Origin of the sequence: Pseudobacillus sp. 179-B 2D1 NHS (genome assembly GCF_045370945.1) — a bacterium.
GTDB lineage: Bacteria > Bacillota > Bacilli > Bacillales > Domibacillaceae > Pseudobacillus.
This window is the reverse complement of the sequence record NZ_JBIQDP010000035.1, coordinates 1-23,970: the sequence shown is the minus strand read 5'-3', so window position 1 is coordinate 23,970 and position 23,970 is coordinate 1. Positions and strand designations below refer to the sequence as shown.

General features: G+C 40.3%; 21 protein-coding genes and 1 rRNA gene. 19 read left to right on the top strand and 3 right to left on the bottom strand.

All coding sequences use genetic code 11. From position 1 onward, the window contains the following. Window positions 1–18: 18 nt before the first annotated feature. The 8 genes from ACH0BF_RS22815 (at window position 19) to ACH0BF_RS22780 (ending at window position 9,724) form a co-directional block, all read left to right on the top strand. Entirely contained in the window at window positions 19–768 is a 750-nt protein-coding gene (locus ACH0BF_RS22815; protein ID WP_406910356.1) for an SDR family NAD(P)-dependent oxidoreductase, read from the top strand. Between the two features lie 39 nt (window positions 769–807). Continuing rightward, a complete protein-coding gene (locus ACH0BF_RS22810; protein WP_340854308.1) occupies window positions 808–1,551 on the top strand; it encodes an SDR family NAD(P)-dependent oxidoreductase in 744 nt (247 codons plus the stop codon). A 476-nt stretch (window positions 1,552–2,027) separates the two neighbouring features. Next, window positions 2,028–2,792, top strand: coding sequence for a MerR family transcriptional regulator (locus tag ACH0BF_RS22805; RefSeq protein ID WP_340854307.1), 765 nt, complete (start codon window positions 2,028–2,030; stop codon window positions 2,790–2,792). A gap of 348 nt (window positions 2,793–3,140) precedes the next feature. Continuing rightward, complete coding sequence (locus ACH0BF_RS22800; protein ID WP_406910355.1) at window positions 3,141–4,541, top strand: sigma-54 interaction domain-containing protein; 1,401 nt, start codon at window positions 3,141–3,143, stop codon at window positions 4,539–4,541. 163 nt (window positions 4,542–4,704) lie between these two features. Beyond that, a complete protein-coding gene (gene speB / locus ACH0BF_RS22795) occupies window positions 4,705–5,688 on the top strand; it encodes an agmatinase (RefSeq protein ID WP_406910354.1) in 984 nt (327 codons plus the stop codon). 31 nt (window positions 5,689–5,719) lie between these two features. After that, window positions 5,720–7,132: a sodium:solute symporter family protein gene (locus ACH0BF_RS22790; RefSeq protein WP_340854304.1), complete on the top strand. Its 1,413-nt coding sequence runs from the start codon at window positions 5,720–5,722 to the stop codon at window positions 7,130–7,132. A 314-nt stretch (window positions 7,133–7,446) separates the two neighbouring features. Further along, complete coding sequence (locus ACH0BF_RS22785; protein ID WP_406910353.1) at window positions 7,447–9,042, top strand: ATP-binding protein; 1,596 nt, start codon at window positions 7,447–7,449, stop codon at window positions 9,040–9,042. Continuing rightward, entirely contained in the window at window positions 9,035–9,724 is a 690-nt protein-coding gene (locus ACH0BF_RS22780; RefSeq protein WP_406910352.1) for a response regulator, read from the top strand. Before ACH0BF_RS22785 ends, ACH0BF_RS22780 begins: the two co-directional genes overlap by 8 nt. A gap of 187 nt (window positions 9,725–9,911) precedes the next feature. On the opposite strand, the gene ACH0BF_RS22775 is transcribed toward ACH0BF_RS22780, so the two are convergent. Then, window positions 9,912–10,127, bottom strand: coding sequence for a DUF6366 family protein (locus ACH0BF_RS22775; protein WP_406910351.1), 216 nt, complete (start codon window positions 10,125–10,127; stop codon window positions 9,912–9,914). Between the two features lie 427 nt (window positions 10,128–10,554). Here ACH0BF_RS22775 and ACH0BF_RS22770 point away from each other — a divergent pair, with 427 nt between their 5' ends. The 8 genes from ACH0BF_RS22770 (at window position 10,555) to ACH0BF_RS22735 (ending at window position 20,432) form a co-directional block, all read left to right on the top strand. Next, window positions 10,555–11,850, top strand: a complete 1,296-nt coding sequence (locus tag ACH0BF_RS22770; protein ID WP_406910350.1) for a CitMHS family transporter — start codon at window positions 10,555–10,557, stop codon at window positions 11,848–11,850. 133 nt (window positions 11,851–11,983) lie between these two features. After that, the gene (locus tag ACH0BF_RS22765) at window positions 11,984–12,901 is read left to right on the top strand and encodes an AEC family transporter (protein ID WP_340854301.1); all 918 of its coding nucleotides are present in this window, start codon (window positions 11,984–11,986) and stop codon (window positions 12,899–12,901) included. 772 nt (window positions 12,902–13,673) lie between these two features. After that, window positions 13,674–15,281, top strand: a complete 1,608-nt coding sequence (locus tag ACH0BF_RS22760; RefSeq protein ID WP_406910349.1) for a diguanylate cyclase — start codon at window positions 13,674–13,676, stop codon at window positions 15,279–15,281. Window positions 15,282–15,310: 29 nt separating this feature from the next. Beyond that, window positions 15,311–16,906 carry a sensor histidine kinase gene (locus tag ACH0BF_RS22755; protein WP_406910348.1) on the top strand — a complete coding sequence of 532 codons (1,596 nt, stop codon included), beginning with the start codon at window positions 15,311–15,313 and terminating at the stop codon, window positions 16,904–16,906. Between the two features lie 38 nt (window positions 16,907–16,944). Beyond that, window positions 16,945–17,298: a response regulator gene (locus ACH0BF_RS22750; RefSeq protein WP_120030978.1), complete on the top strand. Its 354-nt coding sequence runs from the start codon at window positions 16,945–16,947 to the stop codon at window positions 17,296–17,298. 16 nt (window positions 17,299–17,314) lie between these two features. Further along, on the top strand, window positions 17,315–18,496 hold the full coding sequence (locus tag ACH0BF_RS22745) for a M20 family metallopeptidase (protein ID WP_340854298.1): 1,182 nt from the start codon (window positions 17,315–17,317) through the stop codon (window positions 18,494–18,496). A gap of 72 nt (window positions 18,497–18,568) precedes the next feature. Further along, window positions 18,569–19,315 carry a type I methionyl aminopeptidase gene (map, locus tag ACH0BF_RS22740; protein ID WP_120030982.1) on the top strand — a complete coding sequence of 249 codons (747 nt, stop codon included), beginning with the start codon at window positions 18,569–18,571 and terminating at the stop codon, window positions 19,313–19,315. A 148-nt stretch (window positions 19,316–19,463) separates the two neighbouring features. Further along, window positions 19,464–20,432 carry a metal ABC transporter solute-binding protein, Zn/Mn family gene (locus ACH0BF_RS22735; RefSeq protein WP_120037719.1) on the top strand — a complete coding sequence of 323 codons (969 nt, stop codon included), beginning with the start codon at window positions 19,464–19,466 and terminating at the stop codon, window positions 20,430–20,432. 47 nt (window positions 20,433–20,479) lie between these two features. Here the strand turns inward: ACH0BF_RS22735 and ACH0BF_RS22730 are convergent, their stop codons facing one another. Beyond that, window positions 20,480–21,097 carry a YitT family protein gene (locus tag ACH0BF_RS22730; RefSeq protein WP_120030984.1) on the bottom strand — a complete coding sequence of 206 codons (618 nt, stop codon included), beginning with the start codon at window positions 21,095–21,097 and terminating at the stop codon, window positions 20,480–20,482. A gap of 177 nt (window positions 21,098–21,274) precedes the next feature. Here ACH0BF_RS22730 and ACH0BF_RS22725 point away from each other — a divergent pair, with 177 nt between their 5' ends. Next, complete coding sequence (locus tag ACH0BF_RS22725; RefSeq protein ID WP_406910347.1) at window positions 21,275–22,804, top strand: FAD-dependent oxidoreductase; 1,530 nt, start codon at window positions 21,275–21,277, stop codon at window positions 22,802–22,804. Between the two features lie 117 nt (window positions 22,805–22,921). Here the strand turns inward: ACH0BF_RS22725 and yhfH are convergent, their stop codons facing one another. Continuing rightward, window positions 22,922–23,056, bottom strand: a complete 135-nt coding sequence (gene yhfH / locus ACH0BF_RS22720) for a protein YhfH (protein WP_120030986.1) — start codon at window positions 23,054–23,056, stop codon at window positions 22,922–22,924. Between the two features lie 318 nt (window positions 23,057–23,374). Between yhfH and cspD the strand changes: the two genes are divergently transcribed. Together cspD and ACH0BF_RS22710 are read left to right on the top strand one after the other, a co-directional pair. After that, the gene (gene cspD, locus ACH0BF_RS22715) at window positions 23,375–23,575 is read left to right on the top strand and encodes a cold-shock protein CspD (RefSeq protein ID WP_041101023.1); all 201 of its coding nucleotides are present in this window, start codon (window positions 23,375–23,377) and stop codon (window positions 23,573–23,575) included. 327 nt (window positions 23,576–23,902) lie between these two features. Then, window positions 23,903–23,970 (top strand): 16S ribosomal RNA (locus ACH0BF_RS22710); the annotation flags it as partial.

Genomic DNA, 23,970 nt, shown 5'->3' with positions numbered 1-23,970 from the left:
TATAGGGGGGAAGTATAGGTGAATAGCAAAAGAGTAGTCGTTATAACAGGCGGAGCAAGCGGCATAGGAAGACAGGCTGCGATGAAGTTTGCTAAAAAGGGAGATCAGGTCGTAGTAGCAGACTTTAACGAAACAAGCGGACAAGAAACTGTTAATCTGATTACATCTAATGGTGGAGAAGCGGTCTTTGTAAAAACAGATGTATCAAAATACGAAGAGGTGGAATTCTTAGTTGAAAAGGCTGTTGAAACCTATGGCAAGATTGATGTGATGTTTAACAATGCTGGAATTGGCCGCAGTACTCCTGTTTTGGAGCAGGATTTAAATGATTATCATAGCGTTATTAATGTAAATCAACATGGTGTGGCTCATGGCATCATCGCTGCAGGCAAAAAAATGAGGGAATTAAATAGCAAAGGAGTGATCATTAATACGGCATCTGTATTTGGTTTTCTAGCCTCTCCTGGTACATTTGCTTATCATGCAACAAAAGGAGCCGTGATTATGATGACAAAATCGGCCGCGCTTGAATTAGCTCAGTATGGAATTAGGGTCATTGCTGTAGCGCCAGGTGTGGTGGACACACCTATTATCCAAGGATATAAGGATAGCGGATTGATTGAATCGATGAAAGCAAAAGTGATGGGAAATAAATTGACCCAGCCGGAGCAAATAGCGGATTCTATTTATCTTCTTTCTTTAGAAGAAGCCAGTGCTATTAATGGAAGTGTAGTTATGGTTGATGAAGGGTATGCTTCTTTTAAATAAACATTCTAATCAATAATACAGAAGGGATGCGTTTTTATTATGAGATTTAAGGACAAGGTATCTATCGTTACTGGCGGGGCAAGCGGAATAGGAAAAGAGACAGCTACTTTGTTTGCAGAAGAAGGAGCGAAGGTTGTCATTGCTGATTTCTCTGAACAGGGAGCCGAAGTGGCAAAAGATCTCACATCAAAAGGACATGCCGTGCACTTTATAAAAACAGATGTCACCATAGCAGAGGATGTGCAAAACTTAATTTCTGAAACCGTCAAGCTGTTTGGCCGGCTTGATATCGTCTTTGCCAATGCAGGCATTGCCAACGATGGCCCCATTCATAAGCTGGACGCTGAAGCTTGGAAGAAAACGATTGACATCAACCTTACCGGTGTATTTTTAACCGATAAATATGCGATTGAACAAATGAGGGCACAAGGGACAGGCGGGGCAGTTGTCAACTGTGGGTCTATTCATAGCTTTACGGGGAAATCTGGAGTGACTGCCTATGCTTCTGCAAAAGGCGGAGTAAAACTGCTAACTCAGACACTCGGCATTGACTATGCTAAAGAAGGCATTCGGGTAAATGCCGTATGTCCAGGCTATATTGATACACCGCTTATTAAAGGAAGAAGTGAAGCCATTAATGAACACCTTATCAGCCTGCACCCAATGGGCAGGCTAGGGAAGGCAGAGGAAGTCGCAAAGGCCGTCTTATTTTTAGCAAGTGAGGATGCCTCCTTCATTACGGGAACTACTCTGTTAGTAGATGGCGGATATACAGCTCAATAAAGATAAAAACAAGAGAGAAACCATGCTGGTTTCTCTCTTGTTTTTATCTAGATCAAGTACAAATAGGCCGAAAAAACTGGGCAGTCAAATAGCTTCCTAGGCTAGGGAAATCTATCAGTGAAAAACGATTTCGAAAAATTTATGAAGGATTGGCTATCTAAAGTTATCTAATCAATTTCAGCCTTACAGTTCTCTTTCAAATCTTATAGCATGCTTGCTGTTAGCAGTTCAAAAAATTATATAATCTCATAAAAAAGGTGGATTTAGAAACACTTTTTTCTTTTTATTTCCAATAGTATGATTATTCCTGAAGACTTGATATGAACAGATATTAAGTTTTTACCATCTGCGAGCGACAGAATGAGAAAGAATTTAGACAACGATATGATTTTTATTCCTCATCTAAGTTTTCTCTTGAACCTCCAGCTACGTAAGGGGCTATAGTGAACATATACTTTATGATAGGAGGAAGGTTAATGATAGAAAGCAACAAATATTCCATTGGTGAATTTTCAAAAAAGACAGGAATATCCATTCGCACCCTACATTACTACGACGAAATCGGTCTTTTACAGCCAGAAAAGCACCCGACGTCAGGTCATCGTATTTACCATCATCAGGATATTCTTACCCTACAAAAGATTATAAGCCTAAAGTTTCTCGGATATAGCTTGGATAAAATCATTGACTTGTTACAAAAGCCAAGCTTTACCGTTGATCTAACGGACACTTTAACTCTCCATTTACAAGCGTTAGAGAAAGAGAAAGAACGAATTGAGCAATCGATGACGGCTATCAAAAGAGTAATTAAGTTGCTGAAGGATGAAGGGGAAGTGGATGGTGCCATATTATTTAGTCTTATCCATGGCATGCAAACAGAAAGTATACAAACAAAATGGATGGAGCGGCATAAGCTGACGGAGGTCGTTGAGGAATTAACGATGAAGACAGAAGAAGAGAAAACTACATTAGACCAAACGTTTGTTCAAATGGCTAAGGAAGTAAAAAAATTGTACGGCCAGTCAGTGGAAGACCCAAAAGTGCAAAACATGATTAGAGAATATATAGAAGCTTCCTTTGAGTTTCTTGGTGAGGAGTTGATTCAAAAATTAGCTGATGTCGACATGGAAGAACTGGATATTCAAGAACTAGAAGAAATGTCCCCTTCCCCCTTTACAGAAGATGAACAAAAATGGCTCAATCAAGCGATGGAATATTATATGAAACAGACAGAATCATAATAGAAGAGGGTTTTTTATAGACGGTACTTCATTAAAATAACAATTGTTAGCCTTCAAAAGAACATGCTCTAAAATGGTTGGAGGATTTCAATGAACTTCCCTCTATAGCTAAAGTCGTAAAATCCATTTTGATTAATCTATTTCAAAATGGATTTTTTTGTTGGGATGTATCAAAACCTTCTTTAATTAGGAAGAGTAGTCATGAAAAGATCTGATTGTTTTATTATATCTAACGTATATGAAAAAAGATTATAATATGATTTATCCATTCTTTGCTTTTATAAAATCTTACTATTCGGTTATTTCATGGTATCTTTATAGTAAAGATTTTTGAATGGGGATGAAGGAATGGAGGATATAAGAGAGTTAGAGTTGAGAGCGATTCTGGCTGCTTCGAATGATAATATCGTAATTACGGATGGACAGGGGGTAGTGTTAAGGGCGAGTCCAAGCTGCCTGGCAATTTATGGAGAAGCAGCAGACAAGCTAATCGGTATGAATGTTGAAGAACTAGAGCAAAGAAATATTTTTTCGCCCTCTGTAACGAAGAAAGTATTAGCGGAGAAAAAGGAAGTTCAGCTCATGCAATATACATCCACTGGCCGAGTTGTTATGGCTACTGCTTTACCTGTCTGTAATGATGAAGGAGAGATTATTCGCGTTATCAGCTTTTCACATGATTTAACGGAAATTCAACAATTAAAGGAAGATTATGAAGAGCTGAGAACAAAGATGGCTTATTACCAATCGGAAATTAAGGAATTAAGGCAGAAAGATGATAGTTTTCGAGGAACAGTAATGAGAAGCAAGGAACTTCGCCAAATATGGCAGCTCATTCAACGAGTGGCGAAGTCAGATGCGACCGTTGTTTTTCTTGGTGAATCAGGCGTCGGGAAAAATGTATTTGCCAGAGCTATTCATGAGGGAAGTCGCCGGCAGAATGAGGTATTCATTGAAGTAAATTGCAGTGCGATCCCCGAATCGTTGTTTGAATCGGAAATGTTTGGTTATGAGAGAGGGGCTTTTACGGGTGCTAATAAGGAAGGAAAGCCTGGACTGATTGAAACGGCAAATGAAGGCACGTTGTTTCTTGATGAGGTAGGTGAATTGCCATTAGCGCTTCAATCTAAGCTGTTAAAGGTTATTCAAGAGAAAAAAGTAACAAGAATTGGTGGGACGCAGCAAAAGAATATCGACTTTCGGATTGTTGCTTCAACAAATCGGGACTTGGAACAGATGGTCAAGGAGGGGAAATTTCGCAGGGATCTCTTTTATCGCTTAAATGTTATACCGATTCACATCCCTCCACTCAGAGAACGGAAGGATGATATTATTCATTTATGTAATTTTTATCTAAAAAAATTTAATGAAAAGTACGAATCTAATAAAGTATTCCATGTAACAACGATCAATGAGCTGCTCGCTTACGATTGGCCGGGAAACGTGCGGGAGCTGGAAAATTTAATCGAGCGTCTCGTGGTGGCGACGGAAAGTGTCGTCATTTATCCGTCATCTCTTCCTTTTTACTCAGCCACTAACTCCAACTCTGCTCTCACAGAACAGGAAAGTGCACTAGAGGAAATGGAAGAAAAGCGCTCATCCTTACGCGAGGCGCTAGAAGAAGTAGAAATCCGCTGGTTAAAGAGAGCAGCCAGACAGTATAAAACAACTTATGAAATGGCCAGTTACTTAGGAATTAGTCAGTCTAGTGTCGTTAGAAAGCTAAATAAGTATCGTATTAATTCATAAATGCATTAAGAGTCAGTTTTGCATGAAGATTTCCTTTTTTAATGCAAAACTGACTTAATTATGTTTGTTCAACTAGCCTGTTTGTGATGAAAATGAGTTGGCATAGTTATTGCAATAGTTAACATGCAAAACATCTATTTTATGACACAGGAGGCTTATTACTATGTATCAACCAAAAGATTCTTCTAAATCCCCTCGTTTTTGTGGTGTGCGTACATTTATGAGATTGGAACAACTTCAGACGACGGACAACATTGATTTTGCTGTACTCGGCGTGCCTTTTGACACGGCGGCATCCAACCGTACAGGACAGCGGCTCGGTCCCCAGCATATTCGTGATTTTTCTGTCTTGCTTCGCCCATATAATCCTGACATGGATATTGATATTTTTGAGTATTGTTCAGGTGTGGATTATGGAGATATCGATGTTATTCCGGGCAATATCCACCGTACATACGATAACATTGTCGCCGGGCTTGAACCACTTTTAGAAAAGGATGTGACTCCGATCATTATGGGCGGAGATCATTCGATTTCTCTGGGGAATCTGCGGGCTTTTTACAAAAAGTATGGCCCGGTTGCGCTTGTCCATTTCGATTCGCATGGAGATACGTGGGATAACTACTATGGAGAAAAATACATGCATGGAACGCCTTTTCGCCGTGCAGTAGAGGAAGGGTTAGTGGATGTGGATCATTCCATCCAAATTGGAATGAGAGGGCCGCTTTATAGTCCAGATGATATTGAAGATGCACGCAGGCTGGGATACGAAGTGATTCCGATGAAAGAAGTAAGGAAGATTGGATTTGAAAAAGTCATGGAACGGATTCATGAACGGACAAAAGGACGTCCTGTTTTCGTTTCCTATGATATTGATTTTGTCGATCCAGCCTATGCTCCGGGAACAGGCACACCGGAAGTTGGTGGGCCGACAAGCTATGAAGCGCTTGAGTATGTGAGGGGATTAGATGGATTAAATGTGGTGGGATTTGACTTAGTGGAAGTGTTGCCAACCTATGATAGCAATGAAATTACCGCTGTTCTGGCTTCCTCTATCATTTATGAAATGATTACGTTGACTGCTTTGAAGAAGCGTCGCCATGAGGAGAAAGCAAACAAACAATCTGAACAGAAACTGATGAGGTGATAGCTGTTTACATAAGAAAGGGGGAAGATAAATGAACGTACTCGATGTTATTATCATGATCGGTTACTTTTTGCTGTTAGTTATTGTCGGTATCATTGGTTCAAGACGGGCAAAAACCTCGGAAGATTATGTATTGGCAGGGAGAAATTTAGGGTTTTTTATGTATTTTGGATGTCTGGGCGCCGTTATTTTAGGTGGCGCCTCTACAATAGGTACCACAAAACTTGGCTATGAATTTGGTATATCAGGTATGTGGCTTGTTGTCATGCTGGGGTTAGGGATTATGACGCTAGGAATTTTTCTTGCTAAACGAATTTCTCATGTAAAAGTAATGACAATTAGCGAGTATCTTAGTAAGCGCTTTAGCAAAGAAGCGGGCCTTGTCAGTGCTCTTATTGCCGCTATATATGCGATGATGGTTTCTGTAACCCAAGTGATAGGGATGGGAACCATTTTAAACGTGCTGCTTGGCTGGAATTTATCAGTATCTATGCTTGCAGGTGGTGGGATTGTCTTATTTTACACTATCCTCGGCGGCATGTGGTCGGTAACGATGACAGATATTGTCCAATTTATCATTATGACCATTGGTATTTTCCTAATTATGCTTCCATTAAGTCTTTCAAAAGCAGGGGGCTGGTCAGCGCTGCAGACACGTTTGCCTGACTCTCACTTTGATTTTTCAGGGATTGGCATAGATCAAATTTTTCAATTTTTCTTGCTGTTTGCTCTGGGAATGGTAGTAGCCCAAGATATTTGGCAGCGAATATTCACAGCCAAGACTCTTGATATTGCTAGAACAGGAACAGTGGCAGCAGGGGTATATAGCTTGTTTTATGGAATTGCTGTCAGCATAATTGGAATGTGTGCATTCATCGTTTTGCCAAATTTAGAAAATACACAAAATACATTTGCAAGTATGGCCATCGCTACACTTCCACCCGGTGTGTTAGGCTTAGTTGTAGCAGCAGTTGTCTCGGCTCTCATGTCTACTGCCTCAGGGACACTGTTAGCCTCATCCACTTTAATTTCTAACGATATCATTAAACAATTTTTTTATAAACATGCAACTGATCAGCAATACTTGGTCATTTCAAGAATAGTAACCATGGTAGTAGGGATTTTCACGATGGTTTTTGCGTTGTGGATCCAAGATGTGCTTGTTGCTTTGGATGTCGCATATGCACTGCTATCAGGTGGCATTTTTGTGCCGGTTATTTTCGGATTCTTCTGGAAAAAGGCCACTGCGAAAGCAGCCTTCTATTCTATCATCACCAGTACGATCGTTATATTAGTAAGCCTTGCCATGGAAGGGATTACTTCTACAAATCCAATTATGTATGGTATCGCTACTAGTTTCATCGTAATGATTGCAGTGTCCTATATTCAACCTGCTAAAAAAGAGGAAGACTCAAACCATGCCTCATTTAAGGCAGTGAAATAGCATACAGAGTTTCAACAATTATTATAGGAAGAGAAACTGCGGATTTATTTAAATAGTCTTATCGAACCTTCCATCGGCAACACTGGTGGAAGGTTTTTTACATGATTGTTCTTATACAAGTATTTACTATTGCTTCCTTAACTAACTGGTTTAACAACTTTATAATAAATAAAGCTAGCTGCCAAATCGGTGCTGAATTAAAAGGGATGGAGAAATAGCGCTCCCTTCACATGTTGTTGACTCCCAGTGATAAACTTTTCAATCTGCTGTACACTTAAAGATAAATAGAACAAAGGCAGAGGATACGATTGAAAATGCATAGAGTGACACTTCAGACAAAGATTCTGGGACTAGTATTATCTTTAAGCTTATTTTTAATTTTTATGTTAACAGCTTATTTTACGTACATGGAAGGAAAACAGATTGCAGAAGATAGAGGGCGCCTGGCTCTGGAATTAGCGAAAACGATCGCCTCCATGCCAACGATCGTTGACGCCTTCCAATCAGAGGACCCAGCAGGAATCATCCAGCCGATTGCTGAAAAGATAAGGCAAGAAGTAGGAGCTGAATTTATCGTGGTCGGGAACGCAAAGGAAATTCGGTATTCTCATCCTATCCCATCAGAGATAGGAAAAATGATGATTGGCGGGGACAATGCACGGGCGATCAAAAAAGGGGAATCTTATGTGTCCGAAGCGCATGGTTCGCTGGGCCTTTCGATGCGAGGGAAAGCACCGATATTCGATAAAGAGGGCCACATTATTGGAATTGTCTCTGTTGGGTTTTTAGTAGAAGATGTTCAGCAACAAATTTTTAGGGATTTATCAAAAGAGATTGGCGTATCAGTAATTGCTCTTATAATATCGGTTATTGGCAGCTACTTGCTTGCTAGAAGCATTCGCAGAGATACATTAGGATTAGAACCTTATGAAATTGCTCGTTTATATAAAGAAAAAAATGCAGTGCTTCACTCAGTGAAAGAGGGGATTTTAGCCGTTGATCGGGATGGGGTGATCAGGTCCATGAATCAGCCGGCCAAAACATTACTTAATATCAAAGAGTCCGTTCGAGATTTGAAGGTGGGTGACCTCTTTCCTTCTGTATACTTGTATGAGGTGCTCGAATCAGGGAAGCCACGAGTAGATAAAGAAATGCAATGGGCGCATAAGAAAATTATTATGAATTGTACGCCGATTTTTGAGGATAACAAAGTCAGTGGTGCAGTTGTTTCGTTCCGCGATAAAACAGAAATTGAGCAAATGATTAACACATTATCAGAGGTAAAAGTGTATTCTGAGGATTTAAGGGCTCAAACTCATGAATTTACCAATAAATTATATGTGCTATCCGGCTTGCTTCAGCTGGGAAAATATGATGAAGCAATCGACATGCTGCAAAGTGAAACAGCTGAACTGCAATCTATCAATCGAATTGTTTTTGAACAGATAAAGGACACAAAAGTACAAGCTATCTTACTGGGGAAGCTGGGCAAAGCATCTGAAAAAAAAGTAGCGTTTGAGATAGACTCACAGAGCTATTTAGATGCATTGCCAGACCATATAAAGCTGTCTGAACTGACCTTAATTCTTGGCAATATCATTGATAATGCGTTTGATGCTGTTTCCAGTGAGAAGGAACCGATTATCAATTTTTTTGCAACCGATATTGGAGAGGATATTATCTTTGAAGTGAGCGATAATGGAGGAGGGATCAAACAAGAAGAGCTCTCCCTCATTTTTGAGCGGGGTTTTACGTCGAAAGAGGGTGAAGTTCCGAGCGGCTATGGCCTTGCAAATGCTGATCAGGCTGTAAAAGAGCTGGAAGGGCTGATTGAAGTGCATAGCGAGCCAGGAAATACGATCTTTACAGTTTATCTGCCTAAAAGACAGGAGGGGAAGAAAAATGGCTAAAATAAAAGCAGTCATTGCAGAGGATGATTTTCGTGTGGCAGACATTCATGAGAAGTTTCTGAATAAGTTTGACCAAATAGAGGTGATTGGGAAAGCATTGAATGCTGAACAGACTCTTGAGCTGCTGGATGAGCAGCAACCGGATTTGCTCCTTCTTGATGTATATATGCCGGATCAGCTCGGCTCCGACCTGCTGCCGGTTATTCGGGAAAATCACCAGCAGGTAGATATATTGATGATCACGGCAGCAACCGATAGAGAAATACTTGAAAAGGCCCTTCACTATGGTGTCGAATATTTCTTGATTAAGCCGGTAAAGATGGAGCGATTCAACCAAATCATTGAAGAATATCTTAAGAAGTCTCAGCTTTTGCGTTCTACACAGGAAGTAGATCAAGAGATTGTTGATATGGTTTTTAATAAACTTTCCAAGCATTCAGCCGCAATCAATCGGGAAACCTCGCTGCCAAAAGGGGTGGATGAAATCACACTGTCGAAGGTAACAGAGGTTCTGGCTAAAAGTGACAAAGGATTATCCGCTGAACAAGCAGCTGATCAAATTGGCGCTTCAAGAACAACGGCCAGGCGTTATTTAGAATATTTAGTATCCATTCAGGAATGTAGAGCTGAAGTAGTATATGGGGTAGTCGGAAGGCCTGAGAGGAAGTATTATAAAATATGATTGTCTTATTACTTGAAAGCCGAGTGGTCTAATTTAGGGTCAAGCGGTTTAAGAACGGGATGATATGAATCGTTTTCATATCATCTTTTTTTGGGAAGCAATGCTTGTTTCGGCTGCTCAACCTCCAATTACATGAATAGTGGATGCTTAAAAAAATGCATAATAGTAGTCCCCCAAAAAGTCTTTCTTACTTAAAGAATAGTGAGGCTAAAATAAAACCAATCAGCAGTACAAGAATTAGAATGCCCATGCCTTTCCAACTTAAACTACCTGCTAAATCAGCAAGGTTTCCCATTCCAGCTTTATTAAATGCATCATTTAAATTTCCAGCGGGATTTCTTTTTAATTCTTCTTGTCTTCGTCTTTCTCTTGCTCGTTGGGGCGTTTCTTTCTCTTGCATCATTTTAAAACCTCCTATTCTGTGGTTCCACTATAGTTTGTTAACAGATCATCATGTTTGAGATGATTTTAACAGAATACGGAAAATGGCTAAACAGCTATATCCGAAGAAATACTTTTTGCAAAAACAGCCCTCTTATCTCTCGTATCAGGAAATGCAGATTTGGCTATTTCATTTACTATAAACTAGAAAACTCTCTTACAGCAATCAGGTAGGAGAGGTAAATTCGAACAGACATGTTGTCATTAATCTATATAGATGGCATGATGCGGAGAGATATTCCACTTCTATATACTGTTTATTTTAAATCTTTCGTGAACAAAATGAACAAAATTTTCAAAATAAACTCAAAACACATTAAATTGATAACGCTTACAAAATAGAAGGGACCGCTTACAATTTAATTAATTAGAATGAAGGGGTGAATAATATGTTAGCTATATTAGGCTTTCTGATGATATTGGTATTTATGGCTTTAATTATGACTGGACGGCTATCAGCGATGATTGCTCTTATTGTCGTACCTGTTGTATTTGCTCTTATAGGAGGTTTTGGCAGTGAGATCGGCCCCATGGCGTTAGAGGGGATTAAAAGTGTGGCTCCCACAGGTATCATGATTTTGTTTGCCATTCTTTTCTTCGGTATTTTAATTGATGCAGGAGTATTTGATCCTATTATCAGTACCATTCTTAAGCTGGTGAAAGGGGATCCTGTAAAAATTGCTATCGGAACGGCGGTATTAGCTCTTCTTATTTCATTAGATGGAGATGGTACGACTACCTATATGATTACGATTTCAGCCATGTTGCCGCTTTATAAAAGAATTGGCATGAAGCCGCTGATATTAGCAGGAATTGCTGTTTCCGCCTCAGGAGTAATGAACCTTCTTCCATGGGGAGGCCCGACAGCCAGGGTCATGACGGCTTTGAAACTTGAAATGTCAGATGTATTCACGCCTGTTATACCTTCCATGCTTGGCGGGGTTCTGTTTGTTTTATCCATGGCTTATCTGCTTGGCAGAAAAGAAAGAAAGCGGATTGGCATCATTGAGCTGGATTTTGGCACAGTTGCTCGCGAGTTGGCGGCTACTGCAGAAGAGAGCTATCTGAAGCGTCCCAAGCTAATTCTTTTTAATTATGCTTTAACCATTATCCTTTTAGTTTCGTTGATTATGGAATTATTGCCGACAACTGTATTGTTCATGCTTGGCTTTGCTGTTGCGATTACCGTGAACTATCCAAAAATGAGTGATCAAAAGGAAAGGGTGGCCAACTATGCGGATAATGCCCTTTCTGTCGTTTCTATGATTTTTGCTGCCGGGGTTTTTACAGGGCTTCTTTCAGGGACAGGCATGGTGGATGCCATGGCGAACTCAATGATTCGGCATATTCCGGAAGGGATGGGTTCTCATTTTGCTGTTATTACAGCGATTATTAGTGCGCCGTTTACCTTCTTTATGTCCAATGATGCTTTTTACTATGGTGTGCTGCCATTGCTTGCAAAAGCAGGGGCCGCCTATGGAATAGATCCTGCTATGATTGGAAGGGCTTCTCTTTTTGGACTTCCTGTTCACTTGCTAAGCCCGCTTGTTCCATCTACTTATCTTTTAGTTGGAATGGTAGGAGAAGACTTTGGTGAACTGCAGCGCGCTTTTTTAAAGTGGGCATGCGGTTCAACATTGGTTCTGCTTATCGTTGCTCTCCTTTTAGGAATTATTCCTTGGTAATCTAACAAAGGGAAGGTCGGCAAGGCCCTAACAATGAAATAAGAAACATTCAATAAAGCAGGCGATTCCCGCTTGCTTCTTTTCTTTTATCAAAAATCAAATATAGAGCAATAGTCAAGAGGTGAACAAAGTTATGATATTTTATCAAATTATATTACAGGTTATTTTTCCATTGTTTCTAATGATCGGGGCGGGGGCCTGCCTTCATCGTATGTTAAAACTTCACCTAGCTACATTATCTGCCATAACGATCAATTTTTTGCTTCCAGCCGTTTGCTTTGTCAATATTTATAAAAGTAACTTATCAGGAAGGTTAGTTGGCCAAACACTTTTGTTTTTATTACTTTTTAATTTGCTTCTTGCTGTTATCAGCCTTCTTTTTGCGAAAGCCAATCGGTTTGATCGTCAGTTATCGGCTGTTTTTAAGAACAGTTTCGTTTTGAGCAATTCAGGAAACTATGGTCTTCCGGTCAGTGAACTTGTTTTTGTCGCCAATCCAGCTGGTACCGCTATCCAAGTCATCGTGTCTATCTTTCAAAATTTGCTTACCTTTACTTATGGGGTCTATAATTCAATCTCTGCTCAAAGCAGCGGAAAGGATCTTATTAGGAAAATAATGAAACTGCCTGTTATTTATGCTTTAGTTATCGCTATTATATTGCGTTGGGCAAATGTAGATGTTCCCGATTTTATCTGGCAGCCCATCGAGAATGCGTCTGAAGCTTTTTCTGCTATTGCTCTTATAACCCTTGGCGCACAAGTCGCTTATTTAAAGATCACTCATATTTCTAAACCTGTTGCATGGATAGTCATCGGGCGGTTGATTATTTCTCCTTGCGTCGCTTTGCTGATTATATTTTTCCTCGGCTTATCTGGTACAGTGGCTCAAGCTCTTTTTATTGCCAGTTCCTTTCCGACTTCGCGGAATAGTGCATTGTTAGCTCTTGAACATAACAATTACCCGGATATGGCCTCCCAAGCGGTTCTGTTGACGACTGTTTTTAGCAGTGGAACCGTAGCGGTTGTTATTTATTTATCATCTTTCTTTTAGTAGCATCCTTTTTATAGATAAGCTTTATTTAGATAAATACGAGCAAAACAATAACTTGGGACGGTTGAACATTAGAAGATTAAGTGGTGCTTTGAATATTGGCACGTCCTACCGAAAAAAGTGTTGAAAGAAATAACAGAACAGGTAAAATAAACGCTTACCTAACAAGATAATCTGTGTATCCTCTCCATCTTCTTCTTTGCTAAATGAGGGGCTCTTGTTTCTAATTTTTCAGAGGCGTAAAATAAAAATCAGTGGAATTCTTTTAGTCGTCCTCTTTGGTCATCCCTTGATGCCCTCTTATTCTGACTGGAAAAAGAAGAGCCTTTTGGAGAGAGAACGTCGTGTTATTACATACTTTCTACTTATATAGAAGGTAACTCTACATATTAAAAAGAAAGAATTCTGATGTAAGGAGTTGACAGAAGAAAGGATGGCGGGGAACAGAATGACTTGCCCCATCTTTACTAGTTTTTTATTATCAGGTGTGTATAAACGAAGCAGCATCTATTTGAAGAATATCCAAGGTTTTATTGGTAGTTCTTTTTTTATTGGGTAATAATGAGGTAAGTGCATCAAAAGCTTTCATGGGAGACCTTGTATGGATTAATTGTAGCCGTGCATAAACCGATGTACAATATTTAGATAAGAAGGATTTTTATAGTATGTTTCTTCCAATGAAGTGCCTTGGCAAGCGATGGTCCATACATGAATCATGCGCTAGCCTACAATAGGCACTTTAAGAACATAAGCTATCGAGGGAGGGTTGTGTTTGAAAAAATATCAAGAGATATTTGTTAAGAAAATGGCTACCACTTTTCAGCAATGGAAAAGCCAACCCTTTGTTACAGAAAAGGAATTATATCGATTTCTTCATTCATTAAAAGGAACGGCTGGCTCCATTGGGCTCGAGGAGCTATCCATTCTGGCGGCTGTTAAGTTAGATCAGCTAGATGAAGAGAAAGAGAAACAGTGGAGCAAGGAGGAGTGGCAGCTTTTTTTAGCGGAATTATTAACAATCGACAATACAGCCGAACCGGAAGCCGTACCCGTTGAAGCGAAGATGGAGAAAAAAACGAGCAATGAAGTTGTGCTTTTCATAGAAAGCCATATTGAAAGATTGACTGTATTAAGGAGAGAGATGGAGAGGAAAGGCTGGGATGTGCTGGCAGCGATGACAGCAGAAAAAGGATTGTCGACCTTTGTGAACAAACATCCGGATCTTCTGCTCATTGATCTTGATCTTCCAAAAAATAGCGGGATGGAGCTGCTGGAAAAGATGAAGGAAACAGCAGGAAACCGTCTCACCCCTATTATTGCCATAAGTTCAAGCAGAGAGAAAGAGATGCGTACGAGAGCATATGAACTAGGAGTGCTAGATTATATTGAAATGCCAACTGACTCCGATGAAATTCTTATCCGGATAAAGAATAAAATGAACTATCGGGATTTAATGAGGGAAGTTGTTCTAGTCGATGAATTGACAGGGGCGTTCAACCGAAAATTCTTTAACGTAGAAATTAAACGGCAGCTCGATATATTAAAAGAATCCCACTCGCCGTTTTCTCTAGCGATTCTTGATCTGGATCACTTTAAAAAAATTAATGATACGTATGGTCACACGGCTGGAGACGATGTATTAAAGGAATTCAGCCGCATGGTTAGAAGCCGGATTCATCAGGATGACTTCTTTATCCGCTTTGGCGGCGAAGAGTTTGTGCTGCTTATGCCCGGATGTACTGGAGAAAAGGCAAAAAAGATTATCCAATCAATGATCAAGGAATTCATGCAGCATGAATTTGTATTTGAAGATCATATTATTTCGTGCAGTTTTTCTGGGGGAGTAGTAGAGGTAAATCATGCAGAAGAGAGGCCAGGAGATTTTTTGAAAAAAGCGGACCTGGCTCTTTATTCTTCTAAGATCAATGGCCGCGGGAAAGTCATGAATTATCAGGATATGAATCCTTCTGATAATAATGAGAAGCGACTGCACATCGGGATTATTGATGACGATGCAGTAATGCGTCAAATTTTGGAAGATCAGCTGCACAGGATGTCATTTAGAGGTTATCAAACGGATATCCGTTCCTTTAGGGAAGGAGAAGCGTTTTTTAAGGATGACTGGTACAAACAAGGTGGAAAGTACATTATTTTACTTGATGGTGTAATGCCAAGAATGGATGGCATGGAAGTGCTGCAGCGGCTGCGAAAAGAATTTCCGGAAGAAGATTTCGTCATTATTATGTTGACAGGAAGAAAAAGTGAGAAAGACATCGTAAAGGGGCTTGAATTAGGTGCGGATGATTATTTAACAAAGCCTTTCAGCATCAAGGAATTGGAAGCCCGTGTACGCCGGCTGGCTACGAAGATAGTCAATTGATCGTTGTTGACTAGTGAACAGGGGGGCGTATGATTACAATGTTTCGCAAAAGTATTCGCAAACAATTTCTAGCCACCATGGTTGCCATGCTATTTCTTTTAATAATCGGGGCAGGTGTCGCCTATTTTGCTGGAGAACGATTAGCAGGTAATTATATGGAAAAGCGGAGAGAAATGAATACAAAGGTGCAAGCCATCCGCTTTCTTGAGAATAGCTTTAAAAACACAGTATTTTCAATGCGCGGCTATATTGCTTTTAAAGATGAAAAAGAGCTTCAACAAGCCTACGACAATTCACGGGAGCTTCAACGGGCGATCCGTGAGTTTCAGCCGCTTGCTTCTTCTCTAGAGGAGAAGAAGCTTGTCAGGGAGCTGGCTGAATTTCGCCGGATCTATATGTATGAGCTTGTTCCTAAGGCTGCGGCTTTTGTAAAATCTAGTGATTATGAAAGCGTGCAACGATTATCAGCTTCAGGAGTAACGGATAGGATTATGTTCTTCATTAATGAAATTGAAGCTGAGAAAGCTGGGTTAAATCGAAGAATTGATACTCAATATAAGCAATTTTTAGAGCAAACGAGGACGCTTAATATTTTTCTTGCGGGATATTTTATATTTGTTTTTGTAATCACAAGCGGAGCAGTCTGGCTGCTTTCCAGAAGAATCGGGCAACCCCTTCAAGAGCTGACAGCCGCTGCAGAAAAGTTAGCGGCTGGACGTGAAGTGCATATTCGACAGATCAAAAGGACAGACGAGTTAGGGGTTCTCTCAGCTTCATTTGTCCATATGGCTAGAACGATACAGGAAAGAGAACATGAATTGACTGCCCATAACGAAGAGCTGGTCATGCAACAGGAAGAATTAGAAAAAATGCTCATAGAAACCGAAAGGATGAAAAATCAACTGCTGGAAGTTGATCAGCTGAAGTCTGAGCTTGTCAGTACGGTGAGTCATGAATTAAGAACGCCGCTTGCCAGTATTCTCGGCTTCACAGAATTAATGCTGAACCGTTCCCTGAAGGAAGAAAAACAGAGGAAATATTTAACCACTATTCATCAAGAGGCAGTGCGTCTGACAAGCTTGATTAATGATTTTTTAGACTTGCAGCGGATGGAGTCAGGCTCTTTCGTCTGTTCGTTTGCGAAGGTGGACCCTAGACTTTTAATTGAGCAAGTTATAGAAGCGGTCAATCAAACGACGGATCGTCATCATTTTCAATTAATTGACCAGCGCTCTCAGAAATGGCTGAATGGTGATCGAGAAAGACTGATTCAAGTGTTTACGAATTTAATCAGCAACGCGGTTAAGTTTTCTCCAGAAGGCGGCACGATCGTTGTTCGTCTAACGAATGATGAGCAAAAAATGTTAATAGAAATAAAAGATGAAGGGCTGGGCATACCGGCTGCCGATATCCCACATTTATTTAAAAAATTTCATCGTATTGACAATTCAGATCGTAGAAAAATTGGTGGTACAGGTTTAGGTCTAGCTATTTGCAAAGAAATAGTAGAGGCTCATGAGGGGTCCATTGCGGTTTCCTCAGAATACGGAAAGGGGAGTGTTTTCTCTATTCTTCTTCCGCTTCATCTTCAAGAAGGAGAAAAACAACTAGATCGGCCCATATAATCATAGAAATAAATTGAGAGTGGATAAGGGGAAGCTGAATGAGAATATTGATTGCCGACGATGAAGAAGTGTTAAGAATGTTAATCGTTGATACATTAGAAGAAGAGGGTCACGCGCTTACAGAAGCCGCTGATGGACAGGAGGCGATCGAGTGCTTTGAAAAGGAAGTATTTGATCTGTTGCTCGTTGACTACATGATGCCAAGGATGACAGGAATTGAAGTGATTCGAAAGGTAAGAGAGACAAGCGCTGTTAACATTGTTATGTTAACAGCAAAAACACAGCAAAAAGACTTGGAAGAAGCAAAGGAAGCGGGAGCAAATTTCTTTCTGCCAAAACCGTTTAGCCCGCTAAAGTTGATTGAGCTAATCGAGGAGTTGGAGAAAGAATAAAAACAGGGGGGATACCGTGTTAGAAGAAATTCATAGGGAGTTGGAGAAGCACTTTGAAGAAACAGTGAAAGTAAGAAGATACCTGCATCAGCACCCGGAGCTGTCATTTGAAGAAGAAGAAACTCCAAAGCTGATTGCCCGCTTGCTAACAGAAATGGGCATAGAGGTAAAAACAAAGGTTGGCGGCCGTGGAGTAATAGGTACCATTTATGGGGGGAAACCGGGAAAAACAGTTGCGCTACGAGCTGACTTTGATGCCTTGCCGATTCAGGATTTAAAGGAAGTTCCTTATCGTTCAACGGTTCCTGGGAAAATGCATGCCTGTGGACATGATGCTCACACGGCTACACTATTATCTGTTGCAAATGCATTGCAGAACAAGCGGGAGAGTCTGCAAGGAAAGGTAGTGCTTATTCATCAATTTGCCGAGGAGCTTGTGCCGGGCGGAGCAAAAGAAATGATTAAGGATGGCTGTCTGGATGGTGTAGATGCCATTTTCGGCACACATTTATGGTCGACCATTCCTGTGGGCCAGGCTGCTTTTCAGCCACAGGCGATCATGGCAGCAGCCGATCACTTTGAAGTGGAGATTATTGGCAAAGGTGGACATGGTGGATTGCCTCATGAAACAGTCGATCCTATTGTACTTGGCATGAACTGGGTTCAGCTCATCCAGCAAATTATTAGCCGCAATGTCAGCCCGCTTGATTCAGCTGTTATTTCTGTGGGGGTCTTCCACGGTGGCGATGCTTTTAACATTATTCCGGAAAAAGTGACGATTAAAGGCACAGTGAGAACTTTTCGATCGGATGTTCAGCAATTGATTGAGCAAAGAATGGAAACGTTGTTGCATTCGCTATGCGAAGGAGCCGGAGCTTCTTACCAGTATCAATATATAAAAGGGTACCCGCCCGTCATTAATCACGCAGACGAAACAGCTTTCGTCCGTTCGTGTGCTGAAGACATTCTCGGCAGCAGCAACTGCTATGTGGCAGAGCCATTGATGGTAGGAGAGGATTTCTCTTATTATTTACAGCGCGTTCCGGGTACTTTCTTTTTAACTGGCGCGGGTAATCCTGAGAAGAATGCTGTGTATCCCCATCACCATCCAATGTTTGATATTGATGAGCAGGCTATGCTGTATGCAGGAAAGATTCTTGCTTCGGCTGCATGGAAATTTTTGAATGAGAAAGTTTGAGCACCTTTTCAAGCGCGAGCATTTTCTGTATAGTATGTTACGGAAACAATCTAAAGATAAAGGAAGAGTTCGATGATTATAAAAACAGAAGAAGAACTGCAGTCTTTGAAGAAAATTGGAAGGATCGTGGCGGAAATTCGCGATGAGATGCGCCGTGCAACAAAGCCTGGCGTCACCACGAAGGAACTGGATGAACTAGGCGGCAGACTGTTTGAAGAGAAAGGCGCTGTATCTGGCCCGAAAAGTGAGTATGATTTTCCTGGATACACATGTATCAGTGTGAATGATGAAGTCGCACATGGTATTCCAGGAAGCCGCGTGATTAAAGAAGGGGACCTAGTTAACATTGATGTGTCGGGTTCATACGATGGATATTTTGCTGATACAGGTATTTCGTTTGTCGTCGGAGATGGGGATCCTTTGCTTTTCAAGCTATGTGAAACAGCCGAAAAAGCATTCGAGCGCGGCTTATTGAAAGCAAAGGCAGGAGCCAAGCAAAACCAGATTGGGAAAGCGGTTATGAATGAAGCAAAGCGGAACGGCCTTACCGTTATCAAAAATTTAACCGGTCATGGAATCGGACGTACGCTTCATGAGTCACCTGACCACATATTAAACTATTTCGATCCATGGGACAATGATCTATTAAAAGAAGGAATGGTTATTGCCTTCGAACCGTTTATTTCTGCGAAAGCAGACATGATTGTCGAAGGGGGCGACGGCTGGACGTTTAAGACGCCGGATGGCAGTCTCGTGGCCCAAATTGAGCATACGATTGTAATTACAAAAGATGAGCCGATTATTTTAACTAAATATTAAACGGAAAAAGCCAAATGCCCTTTTGCATTTGGCTTTTTTGAATCATCAACAAATCGAAATGATTACTATTTACAAAACGGAATGATTTCGATATAATTCTTTTGGATAAAGATTTTATATTTTTTGAGGAGGAATTATTTTGTCCCGTATGTTAAAAGTTGTTTTTATTTTTACAGCTATTTTTCTTCTTTCCGCTTGTGGACAGGAAAAAGCAAATAAAGAAGATCGTAATAAGGAAAAAGATGTGTTAAAAGTATATACAACCGTCTATCCTTTAACTTATTTCACCGAAGAAATCGGCAAGGAGCACGTTGATGTGCAAAGTGTTTTGCCAGCCGGAGTGGACGAACATACATATGAACCAACAGCAAAGACAATCATTGATATTGCTGATGGAGATTTGTTTTTATACAACGGTCTAGGGCTTGAGCCTTTCGGTGAAAAAGTAAAAGACTCAATGAAAAGCGAAAATGTACGTGTGGTAGAGGTAGGGAAAGAGATCGATTTGAATTCTTATAAACACTCCCATGAACATGATGAAGGAACAACCGAAGAAAGTGAGCATTCCGATCATGAAGGGCACAACCACGGAGGAACAGATCCTCATGTATGGATTGACCCTGTGCTAGCGATTGACATGGCGAAAGTCGTTGAAAAGGAGCTCTCACGACTCGATCCAGACCACAAAAAAGAGTATGAAAAAAACTATGAAGAGCTAAAGAGCAAATTAACTAAGCTTGACAAAGAGTTTAGAGAATTAGCTGACCAGTCGGCCCATAAAGAGTTCCTTGTCTCGCATGCCGCTTTTGGCTACTGGGAAAAAGAATACGGACTAAAACAAATCAGCGTGGCGGGGCTCTCCCCTACCAATGAGCCTTCACAGAAGCAGCTGAAAAATATGATTGAAACAGCGGAAAAGCATAAAATTAAATATGTTATTTTTGAGCAAAATGTTACACCAAAAGTAGCGAAGGTGGTGCAAAAAGAGTTGAAAGCTGAAGCTCTTCAAATTCATAATCTCTCCGTACTGACTGAGGAAGATGAAGCGAATAAAGAAAATTACTTTACGCTTATGGAACGAAATATTCAGACGCTGAAGAAGGCAGTTGCAAAGTAAAGCCAAAAAAAGACGGTTTCACAGGTAGAGCTGTGAAACCGTCTTTTTTATTTATTTACAAAAATAAGTTTGCGGAAAATTGAATGTTTTTGTATGGAAAATGAATGGATCCAATCAATGATTTTCCCGCTTATCCACTGGCAGCATAGGGCATAGAAAATGGTTCTGACATCCACAATCAAGCCTGCTAAAAGTAAAATAACCGAATTAATGTAAAAGAGAGTTTGTCCTGGTTTCTCGTTCCGCCATTTAGCAATAATTAAGGCGAGAATATCCATTCCTCCGGATGAAGCGCCGAGCCGGAATAAAATTCCGAGGCCGACTCCAAAAATAACAGCTCCTGCTGCCAAATCAAAAACTGGATGACTAGGTGATGCCGTTACAAATGGCGAAAGAAAATGTATGGTAACAGTCGTGACTGTTACACAAAACATCGTTTTAGCGGCATTGCCCTTACCCAACTGCCTAAGGGCCAATAAAATCATTACGGCATTCAAAGTCCATAGGACAGTAGAATAAGGTGTTTGAAATAAAAAATGTAAAATAATGCTTATACCTGCCGCTCCCCCGGAAGAAATGTGGTGCGGAAACAAAAAAAGTGTCATGGCTGCTCCCTGCATAAAAGCCCCGAGTGTGAGAGCGGCTATTCGAAATACTAGACTCACAACCCATCCTCTTCTCTATCACTATATATTTCCAGCTTAACATAGATACAGGTTAGATGTAAGCCTCTGCTAAGAAGTTTAGTAGGAGGAAGAAGTAAAAACATTTTCTTTCTTTGGCATACTTTTCCTCAATAGAGGAAAGATATAAAAAAGTAATGTTTTAAAGGAGGAATAACGATGAATGAAGCAAACCATGAGCCGTTATGGAGAGCAGATACAAAATTGCCTTCTTTTCCAGCTTTAACAGAGCAGGTGTATGCAGATACAGTGATTGTAGGCGGTGGCATTACAGGCATTATTACTGCTTATATGATGACAAAGGAAGGGAAGAAAGTAGTCATACTCGAAGCGGATGAGCTATTAAACGGGACCACCGGCCACACAACTGCCAAGGTAACTGCTCAGCACAACTTAATTTATGACCAGCTGATTACTTCTGTTGGAGAAGATCAGGCGAGGATGTATTATGAGGCGAACGCGGAAGCAGCTCATTGGATCAAAGAGACGATCGAGCAGCAAGGAATCGATTGCGATTGGCAAGAGGAAGCAGCTTATGTTTATACAAATGATGAGGAAAAAGAAAAAAGCTTGCAGAAAGAAGCGGAAAGTTACAAAAAACTTGGAATAGATGGGGCGCTTGTTGATTCGATGCCGTGGAAAGTTCCTTTTAAACAAGCGGTGCAGATGAATGGGCAAGCTCGCTTTCATCCATTAAAATTTCTAAAACCACTCGTTGAATATATTGTTAAAAATGGGGGGGCTATTTATGAGCATTCTCCAGCTGAAGATATTGAAAAAGGGGAAAAGCCGGCTGTCCTGTTAAAATCGGGTGTAAAAGCTATTGGAAACCATGTCGTTATCGCTACACATTTTCCTTTCTATGACAACGGTTTTTATTTTGCGAAATTATATCCGACCCGTTCCTATGTCATTGCAATTAAGCCGAAAAAGCAATTTCCAGGTGGAATGTATATTACAGCTGAACAGCCGACCCGTTCTGTAAGAAGTACAGTGTACGATGGACAAGAGGCTCTCCTTATAAGTGGTGATGGACATAAAACAGGAAAAGGACAACCGACAGCTGAACATTATCAGAATTTGATAAAGTTTGCTGAAAAGGAATTTGGCATAGAAAAGCTGCTGTTTACCTGGTCAACACAAGACCTTGTTCCAATGGACAAAATTCCTTATATCGGAAAAGCAGATAAGGATGAGAATATATACTCAGCAACCGGCTTTAAAAAATGGGGAATGACAACGAGTGTGGTTGCGGCACGAATTCTTTCAGATCTAATTGTAAACAAACAAAATCGATATGCAGAGCTGTTTTCCCCTGATCGATTTAAAGCCGATCCAGGTGTAAAACAGTTTGTAAAGCAGCAAAGTGACGTGGCGGCTACGTTTGTTAAAGGAAAGCTCGATTATTTCTTTAAAGATGGGGACAATCTTCCAGTAAACCAAGGCATGATTATTAACTGGGAAGGAACACGGGCAGGAGCCTTTAAAGAAGAAAACGGAACGGTACATCTTGTTGATACAACCTGCACGCATATGGGCTGTGAATGTGAATGGAACGATGCAGAGCGCACGTGGGATTGCCCATGCCATGGATCTCGCTATTCTATTTCGGGGGAAGTCATGGAAGGACCGGCAAAGAAGCCGTTGAAAAATCTTGGAGAGCTAGGTGATCAAACATGGCAGGAGTAAAGACTGGCAACCGCACATGACTCTAGGATCCCCCATTGAATAATAGAAGACAAAAAAGCTGACCCAGTAAGTCATTGACTAACTGTAAGTCAGCTTTTTTTCACTTTCATTTTCATCTTATTCATCTTTTTTTGACAGGCAGCGATCACATTCCATCATATAAGATTCCGCTTGCTCATGCATATGTTCCCCACATTCCGGACACATTTTTGGTGGCAATGATCTAAAAAACTCTAACGGACTCATCATCATTTTGCTTCCTCCTTTTATAAAACAGAAATTTAATTTGTTTATCTGTTATAATACAGTATATTCATTTTCTCAACTGCTGTAAACAACAAAATTAAATATTCAGAAAATTGGTCCAATAGTCCTGGCTTAGATAAAATAAAGCGTTATCTAAATCTACTGCTACATTGTCTTGCTTTTTAGAGGAAGAGGTGATATAGTAGTAATAGTTGTTTAAGTTCGTTTCAAAAGAGAGCAAGTTTGAATAAAGTTGTTTTCGTCTTGAAATAGTAATAAACAGCAAGAAATGAATGAGCAAGTTAGCTCGAGGAGGATATTTACATGTTACAAGGTAAAGTAAAATGGTTTAATGCAGAAAAAGGTTTCGGATTCATCGAAGTTGAAGGACAAGATGATGTATTCGTACATTTCTCAGCTATTCAAGGCGAAGGCTACAAAACTTTAGAAGAAGGTCAAAGCGTTTCTTTCGAAGTTGTTGAAGGACCACGTGGACCACAAGCTGCTAACGTAGAAAAACAATAATTAACCATAAAAGCCAAAAGCAGCATGTTTACATGCTGCTTTTTTTATGCCAATTTATTCGAATCGATCACTTTTTTATAAAGAAACTAGAAAAATTATTGATACATGAAAATGACTGAATATGTGTTGACTTTATATTTTGTTCAATGCTATAATTTAAATCCACCGTTAGCAAGGTAGGGCGGGAAAGAAATAAAAAAGATTGACTTTATTTAGGGTTAATGATATTATAATAAAGTTGCTGTAAAAATTGATCTTTGAAAACTGAACAAAATACATGCCAGTAAGTTAATTCTTATTTTTATTTAATGAGCTATGCAAACAATCTTTTTGGAGAGTTTGATCCTGGCTCAGGACGAACGCTGGCGGCGTGCCTAATACATGCAAGTCGAGCG